Origin of the sequence: Streptomyces sp. NRRL F-5727 (assembly GCF_000719555.1) — a bacterium.
GTDB lineage: Bacteria > Actinomycetota > Actinomycetes > Streptomycetales > Streptomycetaceae > Streptomyces.
In genome coordinates this window covers 229,484-250,377 of record NZ_JOGX01000004.1, presented here as the reverse complement: position 1 = coordinate 250,377, position 20,894 = coordinate 229,484, and the positions used below count along the sequence as shown (strand labels likewise).

The window sequence follows — 20,894 nt, the reverse complement described above, 5'->3', positions numbered from 1 at the left end:
GGCTCCCGGCGAGGGGCGGCGCCCGTCACTTGACCGACCCGGCCATCACCCCCTGGACGAAGTGCCGCTGGAAGGCGAAGAACACCACCAGCGGGACGACCAGGGAGAGGAAGGCCCCCGGCGCGAGGACCCCGATGTTGGAGCCGAACTGCCGCATCTGGGACTGGAGCGCCACCGTCAGCGGCTGGGACTCCCCGTCGGCGAAGAGCAGGGCCACCAGCATGTCGTTCCAGACCCACAGGAACTGGAAGATCGCCAGGCTCGCCAGCGCCGGCCGGCCCAGCGGCAGCACGAGACCCCGGAAGATCCGCCACTCGCCGCCGCCGTCGAGCCGGGCCGCCTCCAGCATCTCGCGGGGGATCTCGGCGAAGAAGTTCCGCAGCAGGAAGACCCCGAACGGCAGTCCGTACGCCACATGGAAGAGGACGACCCCGGCGACCGTCCCGAACAGCCCCACGGCGCCGAAGAGTTTGGCCACCGGCAGCAGGCCGATCTGCACCGGCACCACCAACAGGCCGACCACCACCAGGAAGAGCCCGTCCCGGCCGGGGAAGTCCAGCCACGCGAAGGCGTATCCGGCGAGCGCCGCGATCCCGACCACGAGGGCGGTGGTGGGGACGGCGATCAGGACGGTGTTCCAGAACGCCTGGACCAGCCCCGAATCCTCCAGCAGGGCACGGTAGTTGTCGAAGGAGAGCTGCGACGGCTCGACGAGCGACGTCCACCAGCCGTCCGAGGCGTTGTCCCGCTCGGAGCGGAGCGAGGAGAGCAGCAGCCCCGCCAGCGGGGTGATCCAGACGAGGGCGACCAGGACGAGCAGCGACTGCACCGCCGCACTTCCGAGCCACCGGGTGACGCGCGTGGGCCTGTTCATGAGCCGCCGCCCTTCCGGAAGCGCCGGATGTTGAAGACCATCGCCGGGACGACGAGCAGGAGCAGCAGCACGCTGAGGGCGGCGCCGAGCCCCTGGTCGTTGCCGCCGCCGAAGGAGACCAGCCACATGCGGGTGGCCAGCACGTTCGCCTCCTCCTGCACCGGTCCCGGGGCGATGACGTAGACGAGGTCGAAGACCTTCATCACGTTGATGACCAGCGTGACGAGGACGACCGTGAGGACGGGGGCCAGCAGCGGCACGGTGATCCGGCGGAAGATCTGCCGCTCGTTCGCGCCGTCCACCCGGGCCGCCTCGATGACGTCGCGGGGGAGCGCGGCCAGCCCCGCGCCGATCAGCACCATGGAGAAGCCGGTCCACACCCACAGATAGGCGCCGATGATCGCCGGGGTGACGAGCGTCGGGCCGAGCCAGTCGACACCGCCGTACCCCGCGGCGAAGTTGGCGGCCGGCACCCGCAGCCGGTACGTGCCGTCGCCGAGCCCGTCGAACCGGAACGAGCCGGCGGCGTCCGTGCGCGCCGACGCCACCGCCTTCCCGTCGCGGACCGCCTCGACGGTCATCCCGGGCAGCCCCTGCTCCCGTCCGTCGACGACGCCCGGCCGGCCGCCCGTGCCGGGCGTGAAGTCCAGGTAGACCGTGCCGGTCAGGCCGTCCGGTGCCGGTTCCGGGGCCCGCGCCGGCTCCGCACGCCCCGGTACGGCCCCGGGGGCGACGCCCACGAAGGGCAGGACGGCGACGGAGCCGGGCCGGAGCTCGCCGGTCGTGTACCCGCTCGCCGGTCCGCCGGTCAGGCCCCGGCCGTCCCGGGCGCGGGCGGTCGGATACGGGGCCGGCGCGTCGAAGGCGTCGTGGACGCCGACCACCACCGCGTTGAGGACGCCCCGGTCGGGATCCTGCTCGTACGCCAGCCGGAAGACGATGCCCGCGGCGAGGAACGACACGGCCATCGGCAGGAACAGCACCAGCTTGAACGCGGTCGCCCAGCGGACCCGCTCGGTGAGCACGGCCAGGACGAGCCCGAGCCCGGTGAGCAGGACGGGGGCGACCACCACCCAGATCGCGCTGTTGCGGAGCGCCTTCAGGGTGGCCGGGTCGCGGACCATCTCCAGGTAGTTGTCCGCGCCGACGAAGCGGTCGCCGCTCGCGTCGAACAGGCTGCGGACGACGGAGAAGACGACCGGGTACGCGACGAGCGCGCCCAGCAGCAGGAGCGCGGGCAGGGCGAAGGCGGCACCGAGGAGCCGCCTGCCGCGCCGGACGCGGCGCCGCGGGTCGCCCGCGGCGCGCGCCTTCGGCCGCCGGTGCGTGCGGGGGCTCCGGTCCGTGACGGACTGCCGGTCCATGGCGGTCCGGCCTCAGTTCCCGTACGCCTTGGCGGCGGCGGCCTCCAGGGCGGCCGCGGTCCGCGCCGGGTCCGAGGGGTCGCGCAGGAAGTCCTGGAGCAGCTTCCACTCGCCGGCGCCCTTCGTGCCGCCGAAGGCGGCGGGCGCCTGGTCGGACATGTCGAAGCGGACGTCGTCGCCGGCGGCGACGAGCGAGGCGGCGGTGGCGCGGGCGGTGTCGTCGGCGTACGCCTCCGGCTTCACGTCCTTGTTGGGGGAGAGGAAGCCGCCGGCGCCGGCCCACACCGCGGCGGCCTCCGGGGTGGCGAGGTACTCCAGGAACCGCATGCCGGCGTCGGCGTTCTTCGCGTCCTTGAGGACGACGGCGGCGTCGCCGCCGCTGACCACGGGCGCCTTCCCGGAGCCGACCGGCGGGAAGGGGAAGAACCGGGCGTCCTCGCCGGGCTTCCGGCCGAACTCGTCCTTGGCGACGCCGCCGACGAAGTCGCCCTCGTACACCAGGGCGGCCTTGGGCTCGGGGCCGAAGACCTTCTCCACGGAGCCGGGGAAGTCGGTGCGCAGCGCCTCGGCGGCGCCGCCCGCGACCAGCCGCTCGTCCTTGAAGACCTCGGCGAGGGTGGTGAGGGCGGTGACGACGCTGGGGTCGTTCCACTTCAGTTCGTGGCGGGCGAGCCGGTCGTACTTCTCCGGTCCGGCCTGCGAGAGGTAGACGTTCTCGAACCAGTCGGTGAGGGTCCAGCCGTCCTCGCCGGCGACGGCGAAGGCGGGCCTGCCGGAGTCGGCGAGCGTCCGGCCGGCCGCGAGGAGTTCGTCCCAGCTCTTCGGTTCGGTCACCCCGGCCTGTTCCAGCGCGTCGGGGGCGTACCAGACGGTCGACTTGTGGGCGGCCTTGAAGTACAGGCCGTAGAAGGTGCCGTCGACCGTGCCGTAGTTCTTCCAGACCGGCGCGAGGTTGCCGCCGGCGGTGGTGGCGGTCTGCTCGGAGAGCGGCTTGAGCCAGCCGGCCTTCGCGAACTGCTGGAGGACGCCGACCTGGGGGACGAGGACGACGTCGGGGGCGTTGCCGCCCTCGATCTTGCTGCCGACGAAGGTGGAGACGTTGTCGCCGGAGGGGACGAAGACGGTCTTGGCGCCGGTCTTCGCGCCGAACGCGTCCAGGACCTTCTTGAAGTTCTTCTGCTCGCTGCCGGTCCAGACGCCGGCGACCGTGACGGTCGTGCCGCTGAGCTCGCCGCCGGACCCGCTGTCGTCGGTGCTGCCGCAGGCGGTGGCGGTGAGCGCGAGGGCGAGGGTCGCGGAGAGCGCGCCGGCGGCGCGGAGGGTGGTGAGGGAGGGTCGTCGCATGGTCGTCCTTCCTTCGCATCGGTACTTTCATGTTAAGTAGCAATGTCGAAAGCATGTCAACGGTGTCGACTCAACAGGCTTGTGTCACAGCCCATTTGGGCACGCTCGGGGGAGAACGGATAACCCCTCTACCTAACGCGTAGGCAGAGGGGTCGAGGGAGAGGAGCGGCGGTGGTGGAGTCAGTCGCCGACGGGGCCCGCTGTCTCCCGCCCGTCGTGCGGGATCGCGGCCAGCTCCCGCGTCAGCCGCCGGACCCCCTCCTCGGGCGAGGTCCGCAGCGCCAGCACGTCCTGCGCGACCGCCTGCACCGCCAGGCTCACCTGGTCGTACCGCGCGCTCTTCGGCCGCGGCACCGCCGCCAGCACACTCTCCCGCAGGATCGGCAGATACGGGTGGGCCGCCACCAGCTCCGGATCCGTGTACAGCGAGGCCCGCACCGGCGGCAGCGACCCCCGCGTCAGCACCTGCCGCTGCACCCGCTCGCTCGTCAGATACGCGAGGAAGTCGGCGGCCGTCGCCGGGTGCCGCGACCGGGCCGACACCGCCAGGTTCGAGCCGCCGAGCACACTGGTCCCCGGACCGTACGGCCCCGGCAGCGGCGCCGCCTCGAACCGCCCCGCCACCTTCGACCCCGGCCGCCCCGCGTCCGCGTACACATACGGCCAGTTCCGCAGGAACAGCAGCCGCCCCTCCTCGAACGCCGCCCGGGACTCCTCCTCCGTGAACCGCAGCGACTCCGCCGGGATCCACCCCTCCCGCACCCCGCCGGCCAGGAACGTCAGCGCCGCCCGCGCCGCGTCCGAGTCCACCCCGACCCGCGCGCCCTCCTCCCGCAGCACCGTCCCGCCCGCCGACTGGATCGCCTCCGTCACGTTCACGGTCAGCCCCTCGTACGGCAGGAACTGCCCCGCGTAGCCGCCGAGTCCGTGCCGCGGCGCCAGCGTCCGCGCGAGCCGCGCCAGCTCCGCCCACGTCCGGGGCGGCCGCTCGCCCGCCGCGTCCAGCACGTCCTTGCGGTAGTACAGCAACCCGGCGTTGGTCACGTACGGCACCGCGTACAGCCGCCCCCGGAACGTCGCCGTCTCCACCACCGGCGGCAGGAACGCCGCCAGGTCGAACCGCTCCCGCTCCAGCGGCGCGACCAGCCCCGCCGCCGCGAACTCCGACGTCCACGCCACATCGATGTTCAGCACGTCGAACCGGCGGCTCCCCGACCGCAGTTCGCTCAGCATCTGCGCCCGCGTCTCGTCCGCCGCGTCCGGCAGCTCGACCAGCGTCACCCGCTCCGCCGGCCGCCGCGCGTTCCACTCCGCCACCAACGGACCCAGATAGTCGGTGAGATCCCCCGCCGTCACGAACGTCAGCGCCCCCCGCCCGCCGGCCGGCCCCGCCCCGGACGGCGGCGCGCCCCCGGCGCACCCCGCCAGCAGCACCGCCGCCACCAGCACGCCCCTCGCCACGGACCGTACCCACCCCATGCGTTCCTCCCGGACGTGGTGCCGCACGCGACGCTCCATCGTGGCAGACCCACGGCGCGCCCCATCGGTGATACTGGTCCGGCGGACCCGGCGACCGCCGGTCCACCGGCCCCCGGGCCGCCACCACCGGGCCGGGAACGGCGCACGACAGAAGGGGGAGCGCGTGCGGCAGCAGCTGCTGGCACTCCTCACCCGGGGCCCCGCCCACGGCTACGAGCTCAAGCAGGGCCTTGAACAACTCCTCGGCTCCGCCTACCCTCAGCCCAACGTCGGCCAGGTCTACGTGACCCTCGGCCGGCTGGAGAAGAGCGGACTCATCGAGGGCGAGGACGTCGAACAGACGGGCCGCCCCAACAAGCGGATCTACCGCCTGACCGACGCCGGACGGGAGGCCGTCGCCGCGTGGTTCGAGGACACCACCGACGAACCCCGGGTGCGCGACGGGTTCTTCATGAAACTCGCCCTCGCCCCCCTCTCCGGACTCGCCGACCCCATCGCCCTGATCAACCGGCAGCGACGGCAGCACCTCAACACCATGCGCAGCCTCTCCCGGCTCGCCGCCGGCGAGGACCGCGACAACAAGATCGCCCAACTGCTCATCGAAGGCGCCATGCTGCACCTCCAGGCCGACCTCGACTGGCTGGAGCGCTGTCAGGAGGAGCTCGAATGACCGGAGGACCGGGCGCCCCGCCGGGGGCGATCGTGCACGCCGAGGGCCTGACCAAGACCCACCGCGGCGACCGCGCCCCCGTCCACGCCGTCCGCGGCGTCGACCTCACCGTCCGGGAAGGCGAGTTCGTCGCCGTCACCGGCCCCTCCGGCGCCGGCAAGTCCACCCTCCTCCACCTCGTCGGCGGCCTCGAACGCCCCGACAGCGGCCGCCTCTGGATCGGCGGCGAACGCGTCGACGCCCACGGCGAGGCCCGCTGGGCCGTCCTGCGCCGCCGCAGCGTCGGCGTCGTCTTCCAGTTCTTCAACCTCGTCTCCCACCTCACCGTCGCCGACAACGTCGAACTCCCCGCCCTCCTCGCCGGCGCCACCCCCCGCGCCGCCCGCGCGAGCCGCGCCGCACTCCTCGCCGAACTCGGCCTCCAGGGACGCGAGAACGCCCTCCCCGCCGCCCTCTCCGGCGGCGAACAGCAGCGGGTCGCCCTCGCCCGCGCCCTCGTCAACCAGCCCGCCCTGCTGCTCGCCGACGAGCCCGCCGGCAGTCTCGACAGCAAGGGCACGCGCGACGTCCTGCGCCTCCTCGCCCGCTTCCACGCCCGCGGCCAGACCATCCTCATGGTCACCCACGACGCCCGGATGGCGAGCGCCGCCGACCGCGTCATCAGCTTCTTCGACGGCCGGATCGCCGACGACGCCACCCTCGGCGACCCCACCCCCACCCGCCCGGGGGTGAGCGGCGTACTCGACCTGAAGGACTGACCGCGAGCAGGGCGGCCGAGGCGGCCAGGAAGGAAGGGCGACATGCGGGCGACCTGGCGATGGGTCCACTCCGACCTCCGCACCCACCGCGGCGAGGCCCTCTTCGCGGTCCTCGCCAGCGCCGGAGTCATCGCCTCCCTGCTGCTCTCCGCCGCCCTCCTCAGCTACTCCGTCAACCCCTGGCAGCGGCTCTTCAACCAGTCGCAGGGCAGCCACGTCTGGCTGCACGGCCGCGACGGCCGGGACGGATTCGACCCCGCCGACCTGGCCCCGCTCGCCGCCCTCGACGAGGTCGCCGCCGTCTCCGGCCCCTTCCGCACCGCCGCCGCCACCCTGGAGACCGGCGGGACCCGCGCCGGCGTCGTCCTGCGTGTCACCGGACCCCGCCCGCCCGACACCGCCCGCCCCCTCCTCACCGCCGGCCACTGGCTCACCACCGGCACCCCGGCCGACCAGATCGTCCTGGAGCGCAGCCTCGCCCGCACCCTGTGGGCCGAACCCGGCGAGACCGTCACCGTGACCCTCGCCGGCCGGCACGGCCCCACCACCCGCACCCTGCACGTCGCCGGCGTCGCCGAGACCGCCGAACCGCGCTACCGGGCCGGCCAGGGCAACGGCATCGGCTGGATCCTCCCCGGCACCCTCGACCGGCTCGCCCCCGCCGCCACCGGACAGACCGCCGGCCTCCGCCTGAAGGACCCCGACGACACCGACTACACCGTCCAGCGCGCCGTCACCCTCCTCGGCGCCGCCCGCATCGACCAGGTCACCAAATGGCAGCAGGCCAAGGCCGACATCGGCGGCGACGACCGGCTCCTCGGCCAGATCTTCGCCGCCTTCGGCCTCGCCGCCCTCCTCGCCGCGGCCGTCGCCGTCGCCGGCGCGGTCCGGGCCCGGGTGCGCGGACAGGCCGGCGACATCGCCGTCCTCAAGGCCGTCGGCTTCACCCCCGGCCAGGTCGTCCGCGGCTTCCTCCTCCAGCACCTCGGCTTCGCCGTCGCCGGCGCGGCGCTCGGCACCGCCGCCACCCTCGCCTGCGGACGGTGGATCCCCGGCCGGATCGGCGCCGCCGTCGCCCTCTGGCCCCGCATGCCCGGCCACCACGCCGCCGTGGTCGGCGTCCCCGCCGCCGCCGTCCTCCTCATCGCCGCGGCCACCGCCCTCGCCGCCTGGCGGGCCGGCCGCGTCCCCCCGGTGCCCGCCGCCCGCTCGGCCCACCCCGCCGCCCGGCCGCTCTCCGCGCTCGGCCGCCGCGCCCTCGGACTCCGCCTCTCCCCGGTCCTCGTCCTCGGCTGGCGCTCCGCCTTCACCGCACCCGGCCGGACCCGGGCCCTCGGCGCCACGGTCCGGCTCGCCCTCCCGCTCGCCCTGATCACCGTGGCCCTCGTCGCCTGGACGACCCTCGGCCAGTTCCGTACCGACCCCGCCCGTGTCGGCCGGGCCGCCGCCCTCACCGTCCGCACCGAACAGCCGGCGCCCGGCGACGGCTTCACGGCCGCGCTGGAGGCCGTCGACGGCGTCGCCCACGCCGTCCCGGGCGTCGAGTTCACGGCCCTCGTCCCCGGCCAGACCGGCACCCTCACCCTGCGCGGCCTCGGCACCCGCGCGGCGCCCTACCCGCACACCGTCGTCGAGGGCCGCGCCCCCGAGGGCCCCGACGAGGCCGTCGCCGGCCAGGGGCTGCTCGACCTCCTGGGCGTACGGGTGGGGGAGTGGGTCCGGATGACGGTCGAGGGCCGCCCGCAGATCCTCCACCTCGTCGGCCGCAGCATCGAACCCGACCACGGCGGCCGGGTCGTCTCCACCACCCTCGACACCCTCCGCGACGGCGCCCCCGGCCTCCGCCCCGCCTTCCACGCCCTCGTCCTGCGCCCGGACGCCGACCCCCGGGCGGTCGCCGCCGCCGTCCCCGCGGCCACCGGGGCCCGCGTCGAGGTCCGCGGCACCGCCGAACCGGGGGACGGCGAGGACGCCCCCCGTGGCGTCCTCGCCGCGCTCGTCGCGGTCCTCGCCCTCATCGCCCTCGTCGAACTGCTCACCCTGATCGGCACCGGCGTACGCGACCGGGTCCGCGACCTGCTCGCCCTCCGGGCCATCGGCCTGACCCCCCGCCAGCTCGGCGCCGTCGTCGTCACCTCCGCCGCGCTCACCACCCTGGCCGCCGCGCTCCTCGGCACGGCCGCGGGCTCGGCCCTCGGCCACCGCCTCGTCGACGCCGAGGCCGCCGCGACCGGCCTCGGCGCCGGAGTCGCCCGCCTCCCCGACCCTGCCGCCCTCGCCGCCCTCGTCCTCACCGTCACCGCGACCGGCGCCCTCGCCGCCCTGCCCCCGGCCGTCCGCACGGCCCGCCGCCGCCTCGTCGACTCGGCCGGGGAGACGCTGTAGCCCCCACCGGCCCCGGCCCCGAAACCAGGTGCCCGAGCGGCCTCCCCGCTGATCTACTGCTCCGATGACCGAGACACCGACCGCCGTACGGGACGCGCTGCACGGGCTCGCCTTCGGTGACGCCTTCGGCGACCGCTGGTTCCGCATCCTCCGCCGCGACGGAGAGGCGCCGCTCCGGGCGCGCACCCTGCCGTCCGAGGAGCAGTGGCGCTGGAGCGACGACACCGCCCAGGCCCTCGTCCTCGTACGGGAACTCGCCGACGGCGCCGGCACCGTCGACCAGGACCGCCTCGCCCACGCCCTCGCCGCGGCCTACGCCGACGACAGCCACCGGGGCTACGGCGCCTCCATGCACGACGTCCTGCGCAGGATCGGCGCCGGCGAGCCCTGGCGGGAGGTCGTCGCCGGCCAGTTCGAGGGGCAGGGCTCGTGGGGCAACGGCGCGGCCATGCGCGTCGCCCCGCTCGGCGCCTGGCACGCCGCCGACCTCGACACGGCCGCCGAGCAGGCGGCCCGGCAGGCCGTCGTCTCCCACCACCACCCCGAGGCGGTCGCCGGAGCCGTGGCCGTCGCCCTCGCCGCCGCGCTGGCGACCCGCAGCCGCGGCGGCCCCGCCCCGACCCGCCCCGACGTCCTCCACACCGTCGCCGCGCACCTCCCGGAGAGCGACGTCCGGTCCGGCGTCCGGATCGCCGCCCGCATGCCCGCGCACACCTCGGTGCGGCACGCCGCCGAAGTCCTCGGCTCCGGCTTCCGCATGTCGGGCCCCGACACCGTCCCCTACGCCCTCTGGTGCGCGGCCGGCCACCTCGACGACCTCCACGAGGGCCTCTGGACCACCGTCGCCGGGCGCGGCGACATCGACACCACCTGCGCCATCGCGGGCGGCGTGATCGCCGCCCGCACGGGCGTGGCCGCCCTCCCCGCCGCCTGGCACGCCTCCCGCGAGCCGCTCCCGGACGCCTTCGCCCGACACGCGTGAACGGCGGAGCCCCGGACGGCGCGATCCCTGGTGGGCTGTGACCATGTGAGCGTTCGTCCGGTTTCTTCCGAGTGGAGCAGGAGGCGCCATGTCCGGCCGGTTCGAGGCGACCGTCGAGGTCGGCCGTCCCGTCGACGAGGTGTTCGCGTACCTCGCCGACGGGCGGAACGACCCACGGTTCAGCCCCCGCGTGCTCCGGATCGAGCGGATCCCCGAGGGTCCGACCGCCGTCGGCACCGTGTTCCGCTCCACCGTGAAGGACGCCGGGATGACGACCGCCCGCACCTTCCGGATCACCGCCTACGAGCCGCCCCGGACCCTGCGCTGGGCCGAGGAGTCCAGGAACCTGGTGACGGCGAGCCAGGGCGGCTACGACCTGGAGCCGCTGCCGGGCGGCGGTACCCGGGTCCGCATCCACAACGTCCTGGAGGGCCACGGCCTCGGCAGGCTTCTCGTCGGCCTCGCCCTGGCCGCGGCCCGCAAGGACGCGCCCGCCTTCGGACAGCGCATCAAGGCCGCGATCGAAGCGTCCTGAGACCAGCGCGGTGCCGGACCGTCACCCGGTCGGCCCCGCGCCCCTCATCCGGCTTCCGCCTCCCCGGTACGGCTCCCGGCGGACTCCCCGGTACGGCCCCGGGCCTCGCGCCGCAGCGCGGTGTACACCGACCACACCACCGACACCAGGGGCACCGCCACCACCGCGCCGACGATGCCCGCCGCGATCGAGCCCGCGACCACCGAGATCGCCACCACCAGCGGGTGGAGCCGTACCGCCCGGCTCATCACCAGCGGATGCAGCAGATGGCCCTCGATCTGGCCGATGACGACGATCAGCGCCACCACCAGCCCCGCCACCAGCGGGCCCTTCGCCGCCAGGGCCACCACGGCGGCCACCGCCAGGGCGATCGGCGAACCGATCAGCGGCACGAACGCGGCGGCGAACTCCAGCAGCGCCAGCGGCACCGCGAGCGGCACCCCCAGCAGCCACGGCGCGAGCCCCACCAGGACCGCGTTCACCGCCGCGACCAGCACGATCCCGTGCGTGTACCCCGTGAACGTACGCCACGCGGCCCCGCCCCCGACCGCCACCCGCCCCCGCACCGACTCCGGCAGCTGATCCTGGAACCACGCCCACTGACGGTCCCCGGAGTGCAGGAAGAACACCGACGCGAACAGCGCCAGGGCGAGCGTCGTGAGCACCGCCACCACGTGGTGCGCGCCGCTCACCGCCTCGCCGAGCAGCGCCGAGCGGTGGTCGGACAGGAACCGCCCGATCCTCGCCTCCAGGCCCGTCAGGGCCCCGGGTCCAGGCGGAACGGCGGCGCCTCCAGCCAGCGCTGGACCCGGCCGAGGCCGTCCCCGAACTCCCGCGCCAGCGTGGTGCGCCGGCCCGCCACCGCCTCCCCGACCAGCGCGAGGACGCCGAGGACGAGCGCCAGCCCGCCCAGCAGCGTGAGGGCCACCGCGAGCGCCCGCGGCAGCCCGCGGGCGACGACGTCCGCGACCGGCCGCAGCAGCGCGGTGACCACGAGCCCGAGGAAGAGGGCCACCCCGATCTCGTGGAACCGGCCGAGGAGGGCGAACAGCGTGGAGAGGAGTAGGCCGACGGCGAGCAGCCGCCACGCGTACGCGGCGGCCGTGCGGAGGAAGGGGCCACCCGGGGCGGCCCCGCGGACTGCGGCTGCATGGCCGACGGCTACCACCGCGGCCCGCCCCGCCGCCGCCCGGCGCACCGCGCCCGCCCGGCCTTCACCCGACCAGCGGCGGACCAAGATCGATAGTATTGTCCGCAATGTACGACATCGTGTGATGACCGGAGGCCGTCATGAAGGACTTCAAGTTCGAGCGCAAGCGGTCGCTCTCCCGGAAGGAGGCCGCCGACCAGCTGACCGCCCTGGCGGAGGCGCTGCGGGCGGGCGGCGAGGCCGAACTCGAACTGAGCGGAGGCGTGCTGAACCTGCGGATCCCGGACGAGCTGCGCGGCGAGATCGAGCTGTCGGTGGAGGGCGGCGAGGTCGAGCTGGAGGTGGAGCTGAAGTGGCCGGTCGCCGGGGCCGCGGGGAAGAAGTCCGTCGCCGAGAAGCCGGTGGTGGCGAAGGCGGTGGCGAAGAAGGCGGTGGCGAAGAAGGCCGCGAAGAAGACCGCGGCCAAGAAGGCCGCGAAGAAGGCGACCGCCGAGAAGGCGTCCGCGAAGAAGGCGGCTGCCAAGAAGGCGTCCGCGAAGAAGACCCCGCCCGCCGAGAAGGCACCCGGAAACGCCACCGAGAAGGCCCCCGCCGAGAAGCCCTCGGCCAAGAAGACCTCCGCCAAGCCGGCCAAGCCGGCCAAGTCCGCCAAGGCCCCCGCCAAGCGGTCCTGACCGCGTGGCGGGAGCCCGGGGACTCGGTCGGGTCAGCAGCTGACGGTGCCCCTGCGCAGGGCGTGACCATCGGTGTTGGAGTCGTCGGACCAGTAGACGGGCTTGCTGCCGGCCACGCACTCGTCGGCGCCGGCGAGCGCGAAGCCCTCGTTGTTGTGGTCGGGCATGCCCGCGGGGCGCGCGTACGTGGCGTCGACGGCGAAGGTGCCGGTGGCGTCGACCTTCAGCGTGCGGTGCCGGCCGTCGCAGGTGTCGTCGCAGACGGCCCACAGCCGCGACGCCTGCGGCTCCCACTGGAGCTCCATGACGCCGGCCAGTCCGGTGGCGACCGTGGCGACGCGCGTGGCGGCGCCGCCGTCCTGGAGGACGTACCCGTGGACGGCGCCGGTCCCCTCCACGCCGACGAAGAACACGCCGCCGCCGTGGGCTCCGTATCCGGCCGGGTCGTAGAGGGCGCCGGTGGCGGCGTCCCTGAAGCCGGCGGCGGTGAGGGCGGTGTCGGGGACCCAGGTGATGCCCTCGAAGCCGAGGTTGGAGCCGGTCGCCGGCAGGCTCGCGGTGAGGTTCCACTCGCGGACGGCGGTCAGCGTGGAGCCCGTGCCGGAGACGTCGTACCGGAGCACGGAGAGCCGGCTGGTGCCGGAGGCGTCGCCGTTCCGCTCGCTCGCGACGTACACGCCGGCGGCGGCGCCCGCCCCGGTGACCGTCACGCCCTCGGCGTCAGGAGCGCCGGAACCGCCGGGGAAGCGCACGGTCTTGCCGGAGCCCCAGCCGGCGGACGTGTCGGGCGTCCAGCCGCCGGAGCCGTCCCGGACCAGCCGCCACAGCTTGCCGCTGTTCTGCGCGGCCCAGAGGATCCCGCCCTCCTGGTGGAGGCCGCTGAGGTCGCCGCCGAAGACGTTCGCCGCGTCCGCCGTGACGACCGTGGAGCCGCCGGGCCAGGCCGCCTCCGTACCGCCGCCGGTGCCGCCGCAGCTGTTGGCCGCGCCGAGCGTGACGGCCGCGGCCCGGAACGCCCCGGTGCCGTCGGGGCAGCGCGACCAGGACGGCGCGGAGTGGCTGCTCCAGGAGTGACTGTCGACGAGGGTGCTGCCGTCGGCCAGGTACAGGCGCGCCTTGTCACTGGAGCCGAGCCCGAACTTCCCGTGGACGTCGAAGGCGCGGAACGCGCCCGGCGCCAGGGTCGTGCCGGCGGGGATCGTGTACCGGGAGCTGTCGTTGTCGTCCTTGAGGATCCAGCCGGAGACGTCGACCGCCGCCGTGCCCTTGTTGTACAGCTCGATCGAGTCCTCGACGGAGCCGGTGGTGACGACCTCGTTGACGCGGACGTCGTCGGCCGGTGCGGCGTGCGCGGGCGCGGCGGTCAGCGCGCCGAGGAGGAGCGCCGGCACGGCGGCGAGGGCGAGGGGCAGGTCACGGCGCCGGCGGCGTGCGCGCGGAAGGGTCACGGAAGTCCGTCCTGGGGTTCGAGGGGGGCGGGGCGCCACGAGGGTCCCGGTCCGACCCGAACACCGCCCCTCACGCCCGGACTTCCTCCGTGAACAACAACCGAAGCCTTCCCGCGCCCGCCCGCGCACCCCGAACGGCCCCCTGGAGGTGACGGAAGCCCGGGGAACCCGTTGGAGGAGCCATGAGACGACTCCTCACCACCGCCCTCGCCGCCGCCACGACCACGCTCGTCACGACGCTCTGCGCCGCCGCTGCGCCACTCCCCGGCGTCGCGCCGGGCGCGGCCTCCCTCCACCTGACCCGCGCGCACGTGTCCGAGGGCGGGCGGATCGTGTCGGCCGGCCACGTCCACCTCGACTGCCCCGCCGACGCCCCCGCCCCGCACCCGTACGCCCGGGAGGCGTGCCGGGACGTCCGCGGGGCGGCCGGCGACCTCGACCGCCTGCCGGGCACGACGTTCGCGTTCTGCGCCGACGAGCCCGGCACCACCGTCACCGTGACCGCTGACGGCGTGTACGAGGGCAGGCCGGTGCGCTGGACGCGCACCTACGCCGACGACTGCGCGCGCACCCTCGCGACCGGGCAGGTCTTCGACTTCTGAGCGGCGGCGTCAGCCGGCCGCGCCGAGCCGTCCCGTCGCGGCCAGGGCGCCCCGGGCGATCCCCCCCCCGACGCCCCGGCCGTCCGTCGCCACCCGCGCGGTCCCGGCGCGAGGGCGCGGGTGAAGAGGCCGGTCGCCTCGGGCAGGACGCCGGCGGTGTTCGTGCAGTCGAGCCGCCGATGCCCGAGGCGGGCGAAGTTCCCCCGGACGGGCGCCAGATGCGCCTCGGTGATCCGCGCCCGGTCGGGGTCGTCCGGCGGCGCGGGATGTACCTGCCCCCGGTGGTCCCCCTCGACCACGGCGTGCGCGCCCCCGCCCGCCGCAGCGCGACCTCGTCGTGCACGGCGGCGCCGTCGTCGCCCGGGGCGGTGCGTTCCTCTCCTGACCGGGGGGCTTCATGGGGGACGCCGTGACGCCGCGCAAGGCCGCGAACCGGCCATCCGGCGGAACGCCGTAAACGCGGACCCACCGCCCCGTACCGCCGGTCCCGGAGCCGGCCGTCCGGCCGTGGGGCGGTGATCGGCCGCGTCGGGGGAGCGCGGTCCGGGGCGGGGCCGGTTCCCCGCGTCTGAACTGCAACGGGTCTCTGCAAGTTTCTGACCTGTTTTCAGATCGGCTCGGGAGGCGGCCCGTCGGGCGCGGCGCTCCTGCGGCCGGGGGTGGACGCGCGTAGAGCGGCCGAAAGTCCACCTTGCCGCGCCCGCCCGGCGGAGTCGAGGATTCCTCCCAGCGCAAGCGCTTGTCAGGTTCATGTCGGTCACCCATGACCGATCGCACTCCCCGCCCGAGCCGCCCACCCAGCGGCCCGCCCCCCATACGGAGGATCCAGTGAACCGTTCGTCCCGCAGCCGCGGCCTCACCAAGGGCACCCGCCTGCTCGCCGTGCTCGGCGCCTTCGTCGCCGCGACCGCCCTGGCCGCCCCCACCTCCTCGGCCCAGCCGGCCGACACCGCCCGGGCCACCGCCGCCGCGCTCTCCTCCGCCAGCGACGCGGTGCTCCGGGCCGACGTCGCCGGCACCGCCTGGTACACCGACCAGGCCACCGGCAAGGTCGTCGTCACCGTCGACGCCACCGTCTCGCAGGACGAGATCGCCGCCCTCCGCGAGGCCGCCGGCGGCAACGCCGCCCACCTGAAGATCGAGCGCACCCACGGCAAGATCAACAAGCTCATCGCGGGCGGCCAGGCCATCTACGCGGCCGGCGGCGGCCGTTGCTCCCTCGGCTTCAACGTCCGCAGCGGCAGCACCTACTACGCCCTCACGGCCGGCCACTGCACCGAGATCGCGAGCACCTGGTACACCAACTCCGGCCAGACCGCCGTCCTCGGCACCCGGGCCGGCACCAGCTTCCCCAGCAACGACTACGGCATCATCCGCCACTCCAACGCCTCCGCCGCCGACGGCCGCGTCTACCTCTACAACGGCAGCTACCGGGACATCACCGCCGCCGGCAACGCCTACGTCGGCCAGTCCGTCCAGCGCAGCGGCAGCACCACCGGCCTGCGCGGCGGCACCGTCACCGGCCTCAACGCCACCGTCAACTACGGCAACGGCGACATCGTCTACGGCCTGATCCAGACCAACGTCTGCGCCGAGCCCGGCGACAGCGGCGGCGCCATGTTCTCCGGCACCACCGCCCTCGGCCTCACCTCCGGCGGCAGCGGCAACTGCTCCACCGGCGGCACCACCTTCTTCCAGCCCGTCACGGAGGCCCTCAGCGCCTACGGCGTCAGCGTCTTCTGACCGGGCGCCGACGTCCCGGGCCCGCCCGCCCACACAGAGCACCGCGCCCACGCCGGGAATCCGGCGTGGGCGCGGTCGTAGCGCTTCCCCGGGCAGGGCCCGGCGGTCAGCCCGGCGTCGTCGCCGGGGCCCGTTCCGCCTCCCTGGGGGCGGGCACCCTCGCGGGCGGGCGGAGCCGGGCGCACCGGGCACCGAGCGCCACGAGCAGGCCGGTGGGCAGGAAGACCGCGTCGCACACGACCATCGACAGCGACAGCAGCGGGATGCCGAGCAGGACCGCGATGCCCAGGTGCTCCACGATCATCACGGCGAGCAGGACGTTCTTCAGCCCGCGGTGGGCCAGCGTGAAGGGGAATGCCACCTGCACCATGACGGTCCCGTAGGTCAGCGCCAGGACCAGCAGGGTCTGGGAGGCGAGGAACCCCGAGATCGCCGGCCACGGCGCGAAGTAGTCCAGGTGCAGGGCGTAGTAGAGCGCGCTGCCCTCCTGCCACCGCGAGCCCTGGATCTTGTACCAGCCCGCGGTCGCGTAGATCAGGCACACCTGCGCGGCCACGACGACCATCGCCGCGTTGTGCAGCATCGAGGCCGCGGCGTCCAGGACGGCCCGCGCCTCGTGGTGCGGGAACCAGCGGGCGGCGGCGTACCAGACGCCGAGGACCGCCCACAGCGTCCAGAGGGCGGCGGCCCAGCCCCACGGCGCGTGACCGGACACCGTGAGGAGCGGCGCGGGCGCCAGCGCCCACAGGGTGATGCCCGGGACGTCGAACGCCGCCCAGGAGGTACGGGCCTCCTCGGCCCCGCCCGCCTCCGCCGCCCGCTCCAGCTCCCGCGCCCGTCGGCGCACACGGCGCGCGTCGAGGGACCACACCTCGGCGCAGCGGGTGAGGACCAGGTAGATGACCATGATGCGCAGGACGTTGTCGCCACCGTCGCCCACCAGGCTGTTGCGGTTCTCCAGCGACAGCAGGCCCACCATGAGGAGGACGGACATGGTCCGGGTGCGCCAGCCGAGCAGGACGGCGACGGCGGCGGCCGTCGCCAGGGTGTAGACGGTCTCGAACCACAGCTGCCCGTCGCTCCAGAGGAGCACGGTGAAGCTGCCCTCCTCCTCGACCAGGATCCGGGCCAGGTCGGACGAGAGCGGGCTGCGGTTCCCGTACAGCACGTGGCGGTGGGGCCACTCGCGCAGCAGGAAGGCGAGGCAGACGGCCGCGAGGCCGATGCGCAGGACGGCGGCCTGGTACGGCGCCCGCACCGTCGTGATGTCCGGGAGCCGCCCCGCGAAGCGCGCGGCGAGGGCGGGAAGGAGGGGCGAGCGGTTCATGTCACAGCTCCCTGAGGTCCTGCGGGACGACCGGCCACCAGGGGAGCAACCGGTACTCGGTCGTGTCCGACGGCACCTCCCGGCTCCAGGCCGGCGGGTCGATCAGCGTGAAGCGGCCGGCGACCTGCATCGAGGTGACCCGGCCGCCGTCCCGGACGGCCCCCACCCGCTGGAGGACCACGCGCTTGAGGTAGGCGCCGGTCAGCTCCCCGCGTGCGCCCTTGGGGAGGTCGCCCTCGACGCTGTGGGTGGCGACGTACGAGTCCCAGGCCCGGCGGAGCATGTTCTGGTCCACGTGGCTCGGCGCTACGGCGCCGCGGATCGACTCGATGTCCTGGTCGGTGAGGTTGATCCAGTCGGAGAGCCGGGTGCGGCCGTCGGCGTCGACCGTCGTCACCCGGACGCCGACGGCGTCGTTGCGCTGCATGGGGTTGGGGGCGAAGAGCTTCCAGTCCTGGGCGAACTCGGGCTGGACGTAGGCGTCGATCCGCTCGTGGTGGCGCGCGCTCACGGCGTTGGCCGGGGCCACGCCGAGGAAGACGAACCCCAGGTGGGCGAGGAGGGCGCCGCTCAGTGTGAGCGCCGTGACGGCGAGCGCGGCCGTCGACGCGGGGGACCACCGGGCGGGGTGCCTCGGTTCTCGCATCGTGCTCCTTGGGTGAGGTGGCCCGTGCGTCGTCGGCGTTTCGCACGGGCCACATCTGCTCAGCGGGGGTGTCGGCGGCTGGACCTAGCCGCCGGGGAGGTGCTCAGAGCGGGCAGTTGTCGACGCGGAAGCCCTGGTAGTTGATCCGCGGGTCCTGGTCGCTGAGGTAGTCGGCGACCCTCTCGGCCGCGCTGCCGCCGTACCACTGCGGGTTGCTGACGACCTCGAAGAGGGAGGGGTTCGTCGGCGCGCCCTGGGCGACGCCCAGGTTCGACCGCGGCGGCGGGGCGCCGAAGACGGTGCTGTACTTGATCTCGGTCGAGACCGGCCACTCCTCGGGGTGGTTCTTCCAGAAGCCGGGCGAGCACCACTCGGCGTCCGCGGGCGGCGTCGTCGTCCCGGTCGTGCCAGTGGTCCCGGTCGTTCCGGTGGTACCGGTCGTGCCGTTCGTACCGGTGGTGCCGGTCGTGCCCGTGGTTCCCGTGAGGCCGATCAGGCCGGTGGTGCCGATGAGACCGACGTCTCCGATGATCTTCGGGGCGAAGACCGCGTTCTGGGTGCAGTACCCGAACGTGCCCTTGCAGCTGTGGTTCAGGTTGTGCTTCGACTTGTCGATGACGACGTGGTCGCCGCCCTTGTCGTGCCCCTCGTCCCCAGCGCCGTGGCGGACGTGCGCCGCCGCGTCGACGGTGCCGACCAGCGCCTGGGAGGCGGTGACGGTGCCCAGTGACAGGGCACCTACCGAGAACGCGATGAGCAAACCGCGGAAGTACCGCATGGAGTGTCTGTCCTTTCGTCCGGCGGGAAGAGCTCCCGTCCTAGCTGCCCCTAACGGGTACGGGCGGCGACGGGTGACGACAGGAGACACCAACTCGCTGGCATGGCCCACGTGTTGCTATTAACCGAGAGCTCCGCCATCGGGACCAGCAGAGGTGGAGATCCTGGGGATTCAGATGCCAAACGGATCTGCGGACATCCCGTCCTGACCTGCCCCGCCTGTCCGTTCGGCGGGGCGCGCGGGGGGCGCCCGCGGTCCGCCGGCAGGAGCACCCTTTCGGCCCCACGCCCGTATCGGTGGAATGACCGATGTGCGGCGAGGGCGGGTTTCGGCAGAGTCCTGGGGAGATCGTTCGCGGGCGCCTGTGGTGCGCCTGTTCTTCGAAAGGACCCTCAGTGGACACGTATGCGGATCTGGTGTTCGTCGGCGGCCGTGTGGTCACGGTCGACGCGGAGTTCTCCGTCGCCGAGGCCCTGGCCGTGACCGGCCCGGTCATCAGCGCCGTCGGCAGCCGGGAGGACGTCGCCCCGTACGTCGGACCGGACACCCGCGTCGTCGACCTGAAGGGCGCGACCCTGCTCCCCGGCATCAACGACTCCCACCTGCACGGCGCCGCCTTCGGCATGTCCTCCCCGCCGCTCTCCCTCGACCTGAGCCACCCCGCCGTCGCCTCCCTCGCCGACGTGACCGAGGCGGTGCGGGAGGCCGTGGGGCGCGTCCCGGCGGGGCAGTGGATCACCGGGCACGGCTGGGACACCGGCTATCTCGACGAGTGCGTCGCCGACCCCTCCCGGCTGCCCTCGCGCACCGACCTCGACACGGTCAGCCCGGACCACCCCGTCGTCCTGTACTCCTTCTCCGGCCACGCCACCTGGGTCAACTCCAAGGCCCTGGAGCTCATCGGCGTCGACCGCGACACCGTCGCCCCGCCCGGCGGCGCCATCGTCACGGACGAGGCGGGGGAGCCGACCGGCCTGCTCCACGAGGGCGCGCAGGCGCTCGTCCAGAACGCGCTGCCGCCGCTCAGCCGGCGGGAGCGGGCCGACGCGATCCGCTCGACCCTCACCACCCTCGCCGGACTCGGCGTCACCAGCTACACCGAGCCCGGTCTCGGCCCCGGCGGCGACGGCATCATGCGCGGCACCATGGGCACGGAGACCCTGGACGTCTACCGCGAGCTGCTCGCCGCCGGCGAGCTGACCGCCCGCGTCGGCATCCTGCTCCTCCCCACCGGCATGGCGAGCACCTCCGAGGAGTTCGCCCGGAACCTCGACGCCCTCGACGCCTCCGACCCGGCCGGCGGCGCCGACCCGCGCCGCCTCGCCGTCCACGGCGTCAAGATCTTCGCCGACGGCATCGTCCCCAACAAGACGGCCTGGATGCACGAGCCGTACGTCGGCGGCGGCTGCGGCTCCCTCTGCGTCGGCGGCGAGCTCGACGACGAGCGGGTCGCCGAGATCCGGGCCATGATCCGGCACGCCCACGCCGCCGGCCACCAGCTCGGCGTCCACGCCACCGGTGACCGGGCCATCGACACCGTCGCGGACGCCTTCGCCGAGGCCACGGCCGCCCTCCCGAGGACCGACGCCCGTCACTACGTCATCCACGGCGACTTCCTCACCCCGCACGCCATGAAGGTGCTCGCCGCCCACGACTACGGCGTCAACATGAACCCCACCATCAAGTGGACCGTCGCCGACATGGAGGAGGAGTTCGTCGGCGCCGGCCGCGCCGCCTACGCCTGGCCCTACCGTGACGCCCTCGACGCCGGCGTGCGGGTCGCGAGCGGTTCCGACGCCCCCGTCACCCTCCCGGACTGGCGCCAGGGCGTCGCCACCATGGTGCTGCGCGAGTCGAAGGCGGCCGGCCGGGTCAGCGGCCCGGAGCAGCGCATCGCGCTGGCCGAGGCGATCCGCACGTACACCGTCGTGGCCGCCTGGCAGGACTTCGCCGACGACTGGAAGGGCTCCCTGGAGCCGGGCAAGGCCGCCGACCTGTGCGTGGTCGACGGGGACCTGCTCGGCGCGGACCCGCACGCCATCCCGGAGATGCCCGTCGTCCTCACCGTCATGGACGGGCGGATCGTCCACGACACGCTGCGCGATTGACGTCCACCGGACGGATGATCATCCTGG

General features: G+C 74.5%; 17 protein-coding genes and 1 pseudogene. 9 read left to right on the top strand and 9 right to left on the bottom strand.

Annotated elements, in window-relative coordinates:
- Positions 1 to 25: 25 nt before the first annotated feature.
- From IF73_RS0104885 to IF73_RS0104870, 4 genes are all read right to left on the bottom strand, one after another.
- Positions 26 to 874 (bottom strand): carbohydrate ABC transporter permease, encoded by an 849-nt coding sequence (locus IF73_RS0104885; RefSeq protein WP_031003762.1) that lies wholly within the window; start codon positions 872 to 874, stop codon positions 26 to 28.
- Positions 871 to 2,238, bottom strand: coding sequence for an ABC transporter permease subunit (locus IF73_RS0104880; RefSeq protein WP_031003760.1), 1,368 nt, complete (start codon positions 2,236 to 2,238; stop codon positions 871 to 873). The genes IF73_RS0104885 and IF73_RS0104880 overlap by 4 nt, the downstream gene beginning before the upstream one ends.
- A 12-nt stretch (positions 2,239 to 2,250) precedes the next feature.
- The gene (locus IF73_RS0104875; RefSeq protein ID WP_031003759.1) at positions 2,251 to 3,582 is read right to left on the bottom strand and encodes an ABC transporter substrate-binding protein; all 1,332 of its coding nucleotides are present in this window, start codon (positions 3,580 to 3,582) and stop codon (positions 2,251 to 2,253) included.
- 180 nt (positions 3,583 to 3,762) lie between these two features.
- A complete protein-coding gene (locus IF73_RS0104870; protein ID WP_051716547.1) occupies positions 3,763 to 5,061 on the bottom strand; it encodes an ABC transporter substrate-binding protein in 1,299 nt (432 codons plus the stop codon).
- A 163-nt stretch (positions 5,062 to 5,224) separates the two neighbouring features.
- Between IF73_RS0104870 and IF73_RS0104865 the strand changes: the two genes are divergently transcribed.
- From IF73_RS0104865 to IF73_RS0104845, 5 genes are all read left to right on the top strand, one after another.
- The gene (locus IF73_RS0104865) at positions 5,225 to 5,731 is read left to right on the top strand and encodes a PadR family transcriptional regulator (RefSeq protein ID WP_031003756.1); all 507 of its coding nucleotides are present in this window, start codon (positions 5,225 to 5,227) and stop codon (positions 5,729 to 5,731) included.
- Entirely contained in the window at positions 5,728 to 6,489 is a 762-nt protein-coding gene (locus tag IF73_RS0104860; RefSeq protein WP_031003754.1) for an ABC transporter ATP-binding protein, read from the top strand. The genes IF73_RS0104865 and IF73_RS0104860 overlap by 4 nt, the downstream gene beginning before the upstream one ends.
- 42 nt (positions 6,490 to 6,531) lie before the next feature.
- Positions 6,532 to 8,874, top strand: coding sequence for an FtsX-like permease family protein (locus IF73_RS0104855; protein WP_031003752.1), 2,343 nt, complete (start codon positions 6,532 to 6,534; stop codon positions 8,872 to 8,874).
- A 64-nt stretch (positions 8,875 to 8,938) separates the two neighbouring features.
- Positions 8,939 to 9,856, top strand: a complete 918-nt coding sequence (locus IF73_RS0104850) for an ADP-ribosylglycohydrolase family protein (RefSeq protein ID WP_031003750.1) — start codon at positions 8,939 to 8,941, stop codon at positions 9,854 to 9,856.
- Between the two features lie 88 nt (positions 9,857 to 9,944).
- Positions 9,945 to 10,391: an SRPBCC family protein gene (locus IF73_RS0104845; protein WP_031003747.1), complete on the top strand. Its 447-nt coding sequence runs from the start codon at positions 9,945 to 9,947 to the stop codon at positions 10,389 to 10,391.
- A gap of 44 nt (positions 10,392 to 10,435) precedes the next feature.
- Here the strand turns inward: IF73_RS0104845 and IF73_RS37465 are convergent.
- Positions 10,436 to 11,559, bottom strand: a pseudogene (locus IF73_RS37465) (AI-2E family transporter).
- A 122-nt stretch (positions 11,560 to 11,681) separates the two neighbouring features.
- Here IF73_RS37465 and IF73_RS42535 point away from each other — a divergent pair.
- Entirely contained in the window at positions 11,682 to 12,215 is a 534-nt protein-coding gene (locus IF73_RS42535; RefSeq protein WP_063833401.1) for an amphi-Trp domain-containing protein, read from the top strand.
- Positions 12,216 to 12,247: 32 nt separating this feature from the next.
- On the opposite strand, the gene IF73_RS0104830 is transcribed toward IF73_RS42535, so the two are convergent.
- Complete coding sequence (locus IF73_RS0104830) at positions 12,248 to 13,663, bottom strand: lamin tail domain-containing protein (protein WP_031003745.1); 1,416 nt, start codon at positions 13,661 to 13,663, stop codon at positions 12,248 to 12,250.
- Between the two features lie 182 nt (positions 13,664 to 13,845).
- On the opposite strand from IF73_RS0104830, the gene IF73_RS38525 reads away from it, so the two are divergent.
- Together IF73_RS38525 and IF73_RS0104820 are read left to right on the top strand one after the other, a co-directional pair.
- Complete coding sequence (locus tag IF73_RS38525) at positions 13,846 to 14,265, top strand: SSI family serine proteinase inhibitor (protein WP_051716527.1); 420 nt, start codon at positions 13,846 to 13,848, stop codon at positions 14,263 to 14,265.
- An 828-nt stretch (positions 14,266 to 15,093) separates the two neighbouring features.
- Positions 15,094 to 16,008, top strand: a complete 915-nt coding sequence (locus IF73_RS0104820; RefSeq protein WP_031003743.1) for a S1 family peptidase — start codon at positions 15,094 to 15,096, stop codon at positions 16,006 to 16,008.
- A gap of 106 nt (positions 16,009 to 16,114) precedes the next feature.
- On the opposite strand, the gene IF73_RS0104815 is transcribed toward IF73_RS0104820, so the two are convergent.
- The 3 genes from IF73_RS0104815 to IF73_RS40265 all read right to left on the bottom strand — a co-directional run bounded on the left by IF73_RS0104815 (position 16,115) and on the right by IF73_RS40265 (position 18,759).
- Positions 16,115 to 17,335, bottom strand: coding sequence for a hypothetical protein (locus IF73_RS0104815; RefSeq protein ID WP_051716526.1), 1,221 nt, complete (start codon positions 17,333 to 17,335; stop codon positions 16,115 to 16,117).
- Position 17,336: 1 nt separating this feature from the next.
- Positions 17,337 to 17,981, bottom strand: a complete 645-nt coding sequence (locus IF73_RS0104810; RefSeq protein ID WP_051716525.1) for a DUF5819 family protein — start codon at positions 17,979 to 17,981, stop codon at positions 17,337 to 17,339.
- 103 nt (positions 17,982 to 18,084) lie between these two features.
- Positions 18,085 to 18,759 (bottom strand): hypothetical protein, encoded by a 675-nt coding sequence (locus IF73_RS40265; protein ID WP_031003740.1) that lies wholly within the window; start codon positions 18,757 to 18,759, stop codon positions 18,085 to 18,087.
- 395 nt (positions 18,760 to 19,154) lie between these two features.
- On the opposite strand from IF73_RS40265, the gene IF73_RS0104800 reads away from it, so the two are divergent.
- The gene (locus tag IF73_RS0104800; protein ID WP_031003738.1) at positions 19,155 to 20,867 is read left to right on the top strand and encodes an amidohydrolase; all 1,713 of its coding nucleotides are present in this window, start codon (positions 19,155 to 19,157) and stop codon (positions 20,865 to 20,867) included.
- The last annotated feature ends 27 nt before the right edge of the window (positions 20,868 to 20,894 follow it).

Bases quoted from the DNA above. Each gene is read 5' to 3' on its own strand.
- IF73_RS0104885 (WP_031003762.1), bottom strand. From the start codon at position 874: ATGAACAGGCCCACGCGCGTCACCCGGTGGCTCGGAAGTGCGGCGGTG.
- IF73_RS0104880 (WP_031003760.1), bottom strand. From the start codon at position 2,238: ATGGACCGGCAGTCCGTCACGGACCGGAGCCCCCGCACGCACCGGCGG.
- IF73_RS0104875 (WP_031003759.1), bottom strand. From the start codon at position 3,582: ATGCGACGACCCTCCCTCACCACCCTCCGCGCCGCCGGCGCGCTCTCC.
- IF73_RS0104870 (WP_051716547.1), bottom strand. From the start codon at position 5,061: ATGGGGTGGGTACGGTCCGTGGCGAGGGGCGTGCTGGTGGCGGCGGTG.
- IF73_RS0104860 (WP_031003754.1), top strand. From the start codon at position 5,728: ATGACCGGAGGACCGGGCGCCCCGCCGGGGGCGATCGTGCACGCCGAG.
- IF73_RS0104855 (WP_031003752.1), top strand. From the start codon at position 6,532: ATGCGGGCGACCTGGCGATGGGTCCACTCCGACCTCCGCACCCACCGC.
- IF73_RS0104850 (WP_031003750.1), top strand. From the start codon at position 8,939: ATGACCGAGACACCGACCGCCGTACGGGACGCGCTGCACGGGCTCGCC.
- IF73_RS0104845 (WP_031003747.1), top strand. From the start codon at position 9,945: ATGTCCGGCCGGTTCGAGGCGACCGTCGAGGTCGGCCGTCCCGTCGAC.
- IF73_RS42535 (WP_063833401.1), top strand. From the start codon at position 11,682: ATGAAGGACTTCAAGTTCGAGCGCAAGCGGTCGCTCTCCCGGAAGGAG.
- IF73_RS38525 (WP_051716527.1), top strand. From the start codon at position 13,846: ATGAGACGACTCCTCACCACCGCCCTCGCCGCCGCCACGACCACGCTC.
- IF73_RS0104815 (WP_051716526.1), bottom strand. From the start codon at position 17,335: ATGAACCGCTCGCCCCTCCTTCCCGCCCTCGCCGCGCGCTTCGCGGGG.
- IF73_RS0104810 (WP_051716525.1), bottom strand. From the start codon at position 17,981: ATGCGAGAACCGAGGCACCCCGCCCGGTGGTCCCCCGCGTCGACGGCC.
- IF73_RS40265 (WP_031003740.1), bottom strand. From the start codon at position 18,759: ATGCGGTACTTCCGCGGTTTGCTCATCGCGTTCTCGGTAGGTGCCCTG.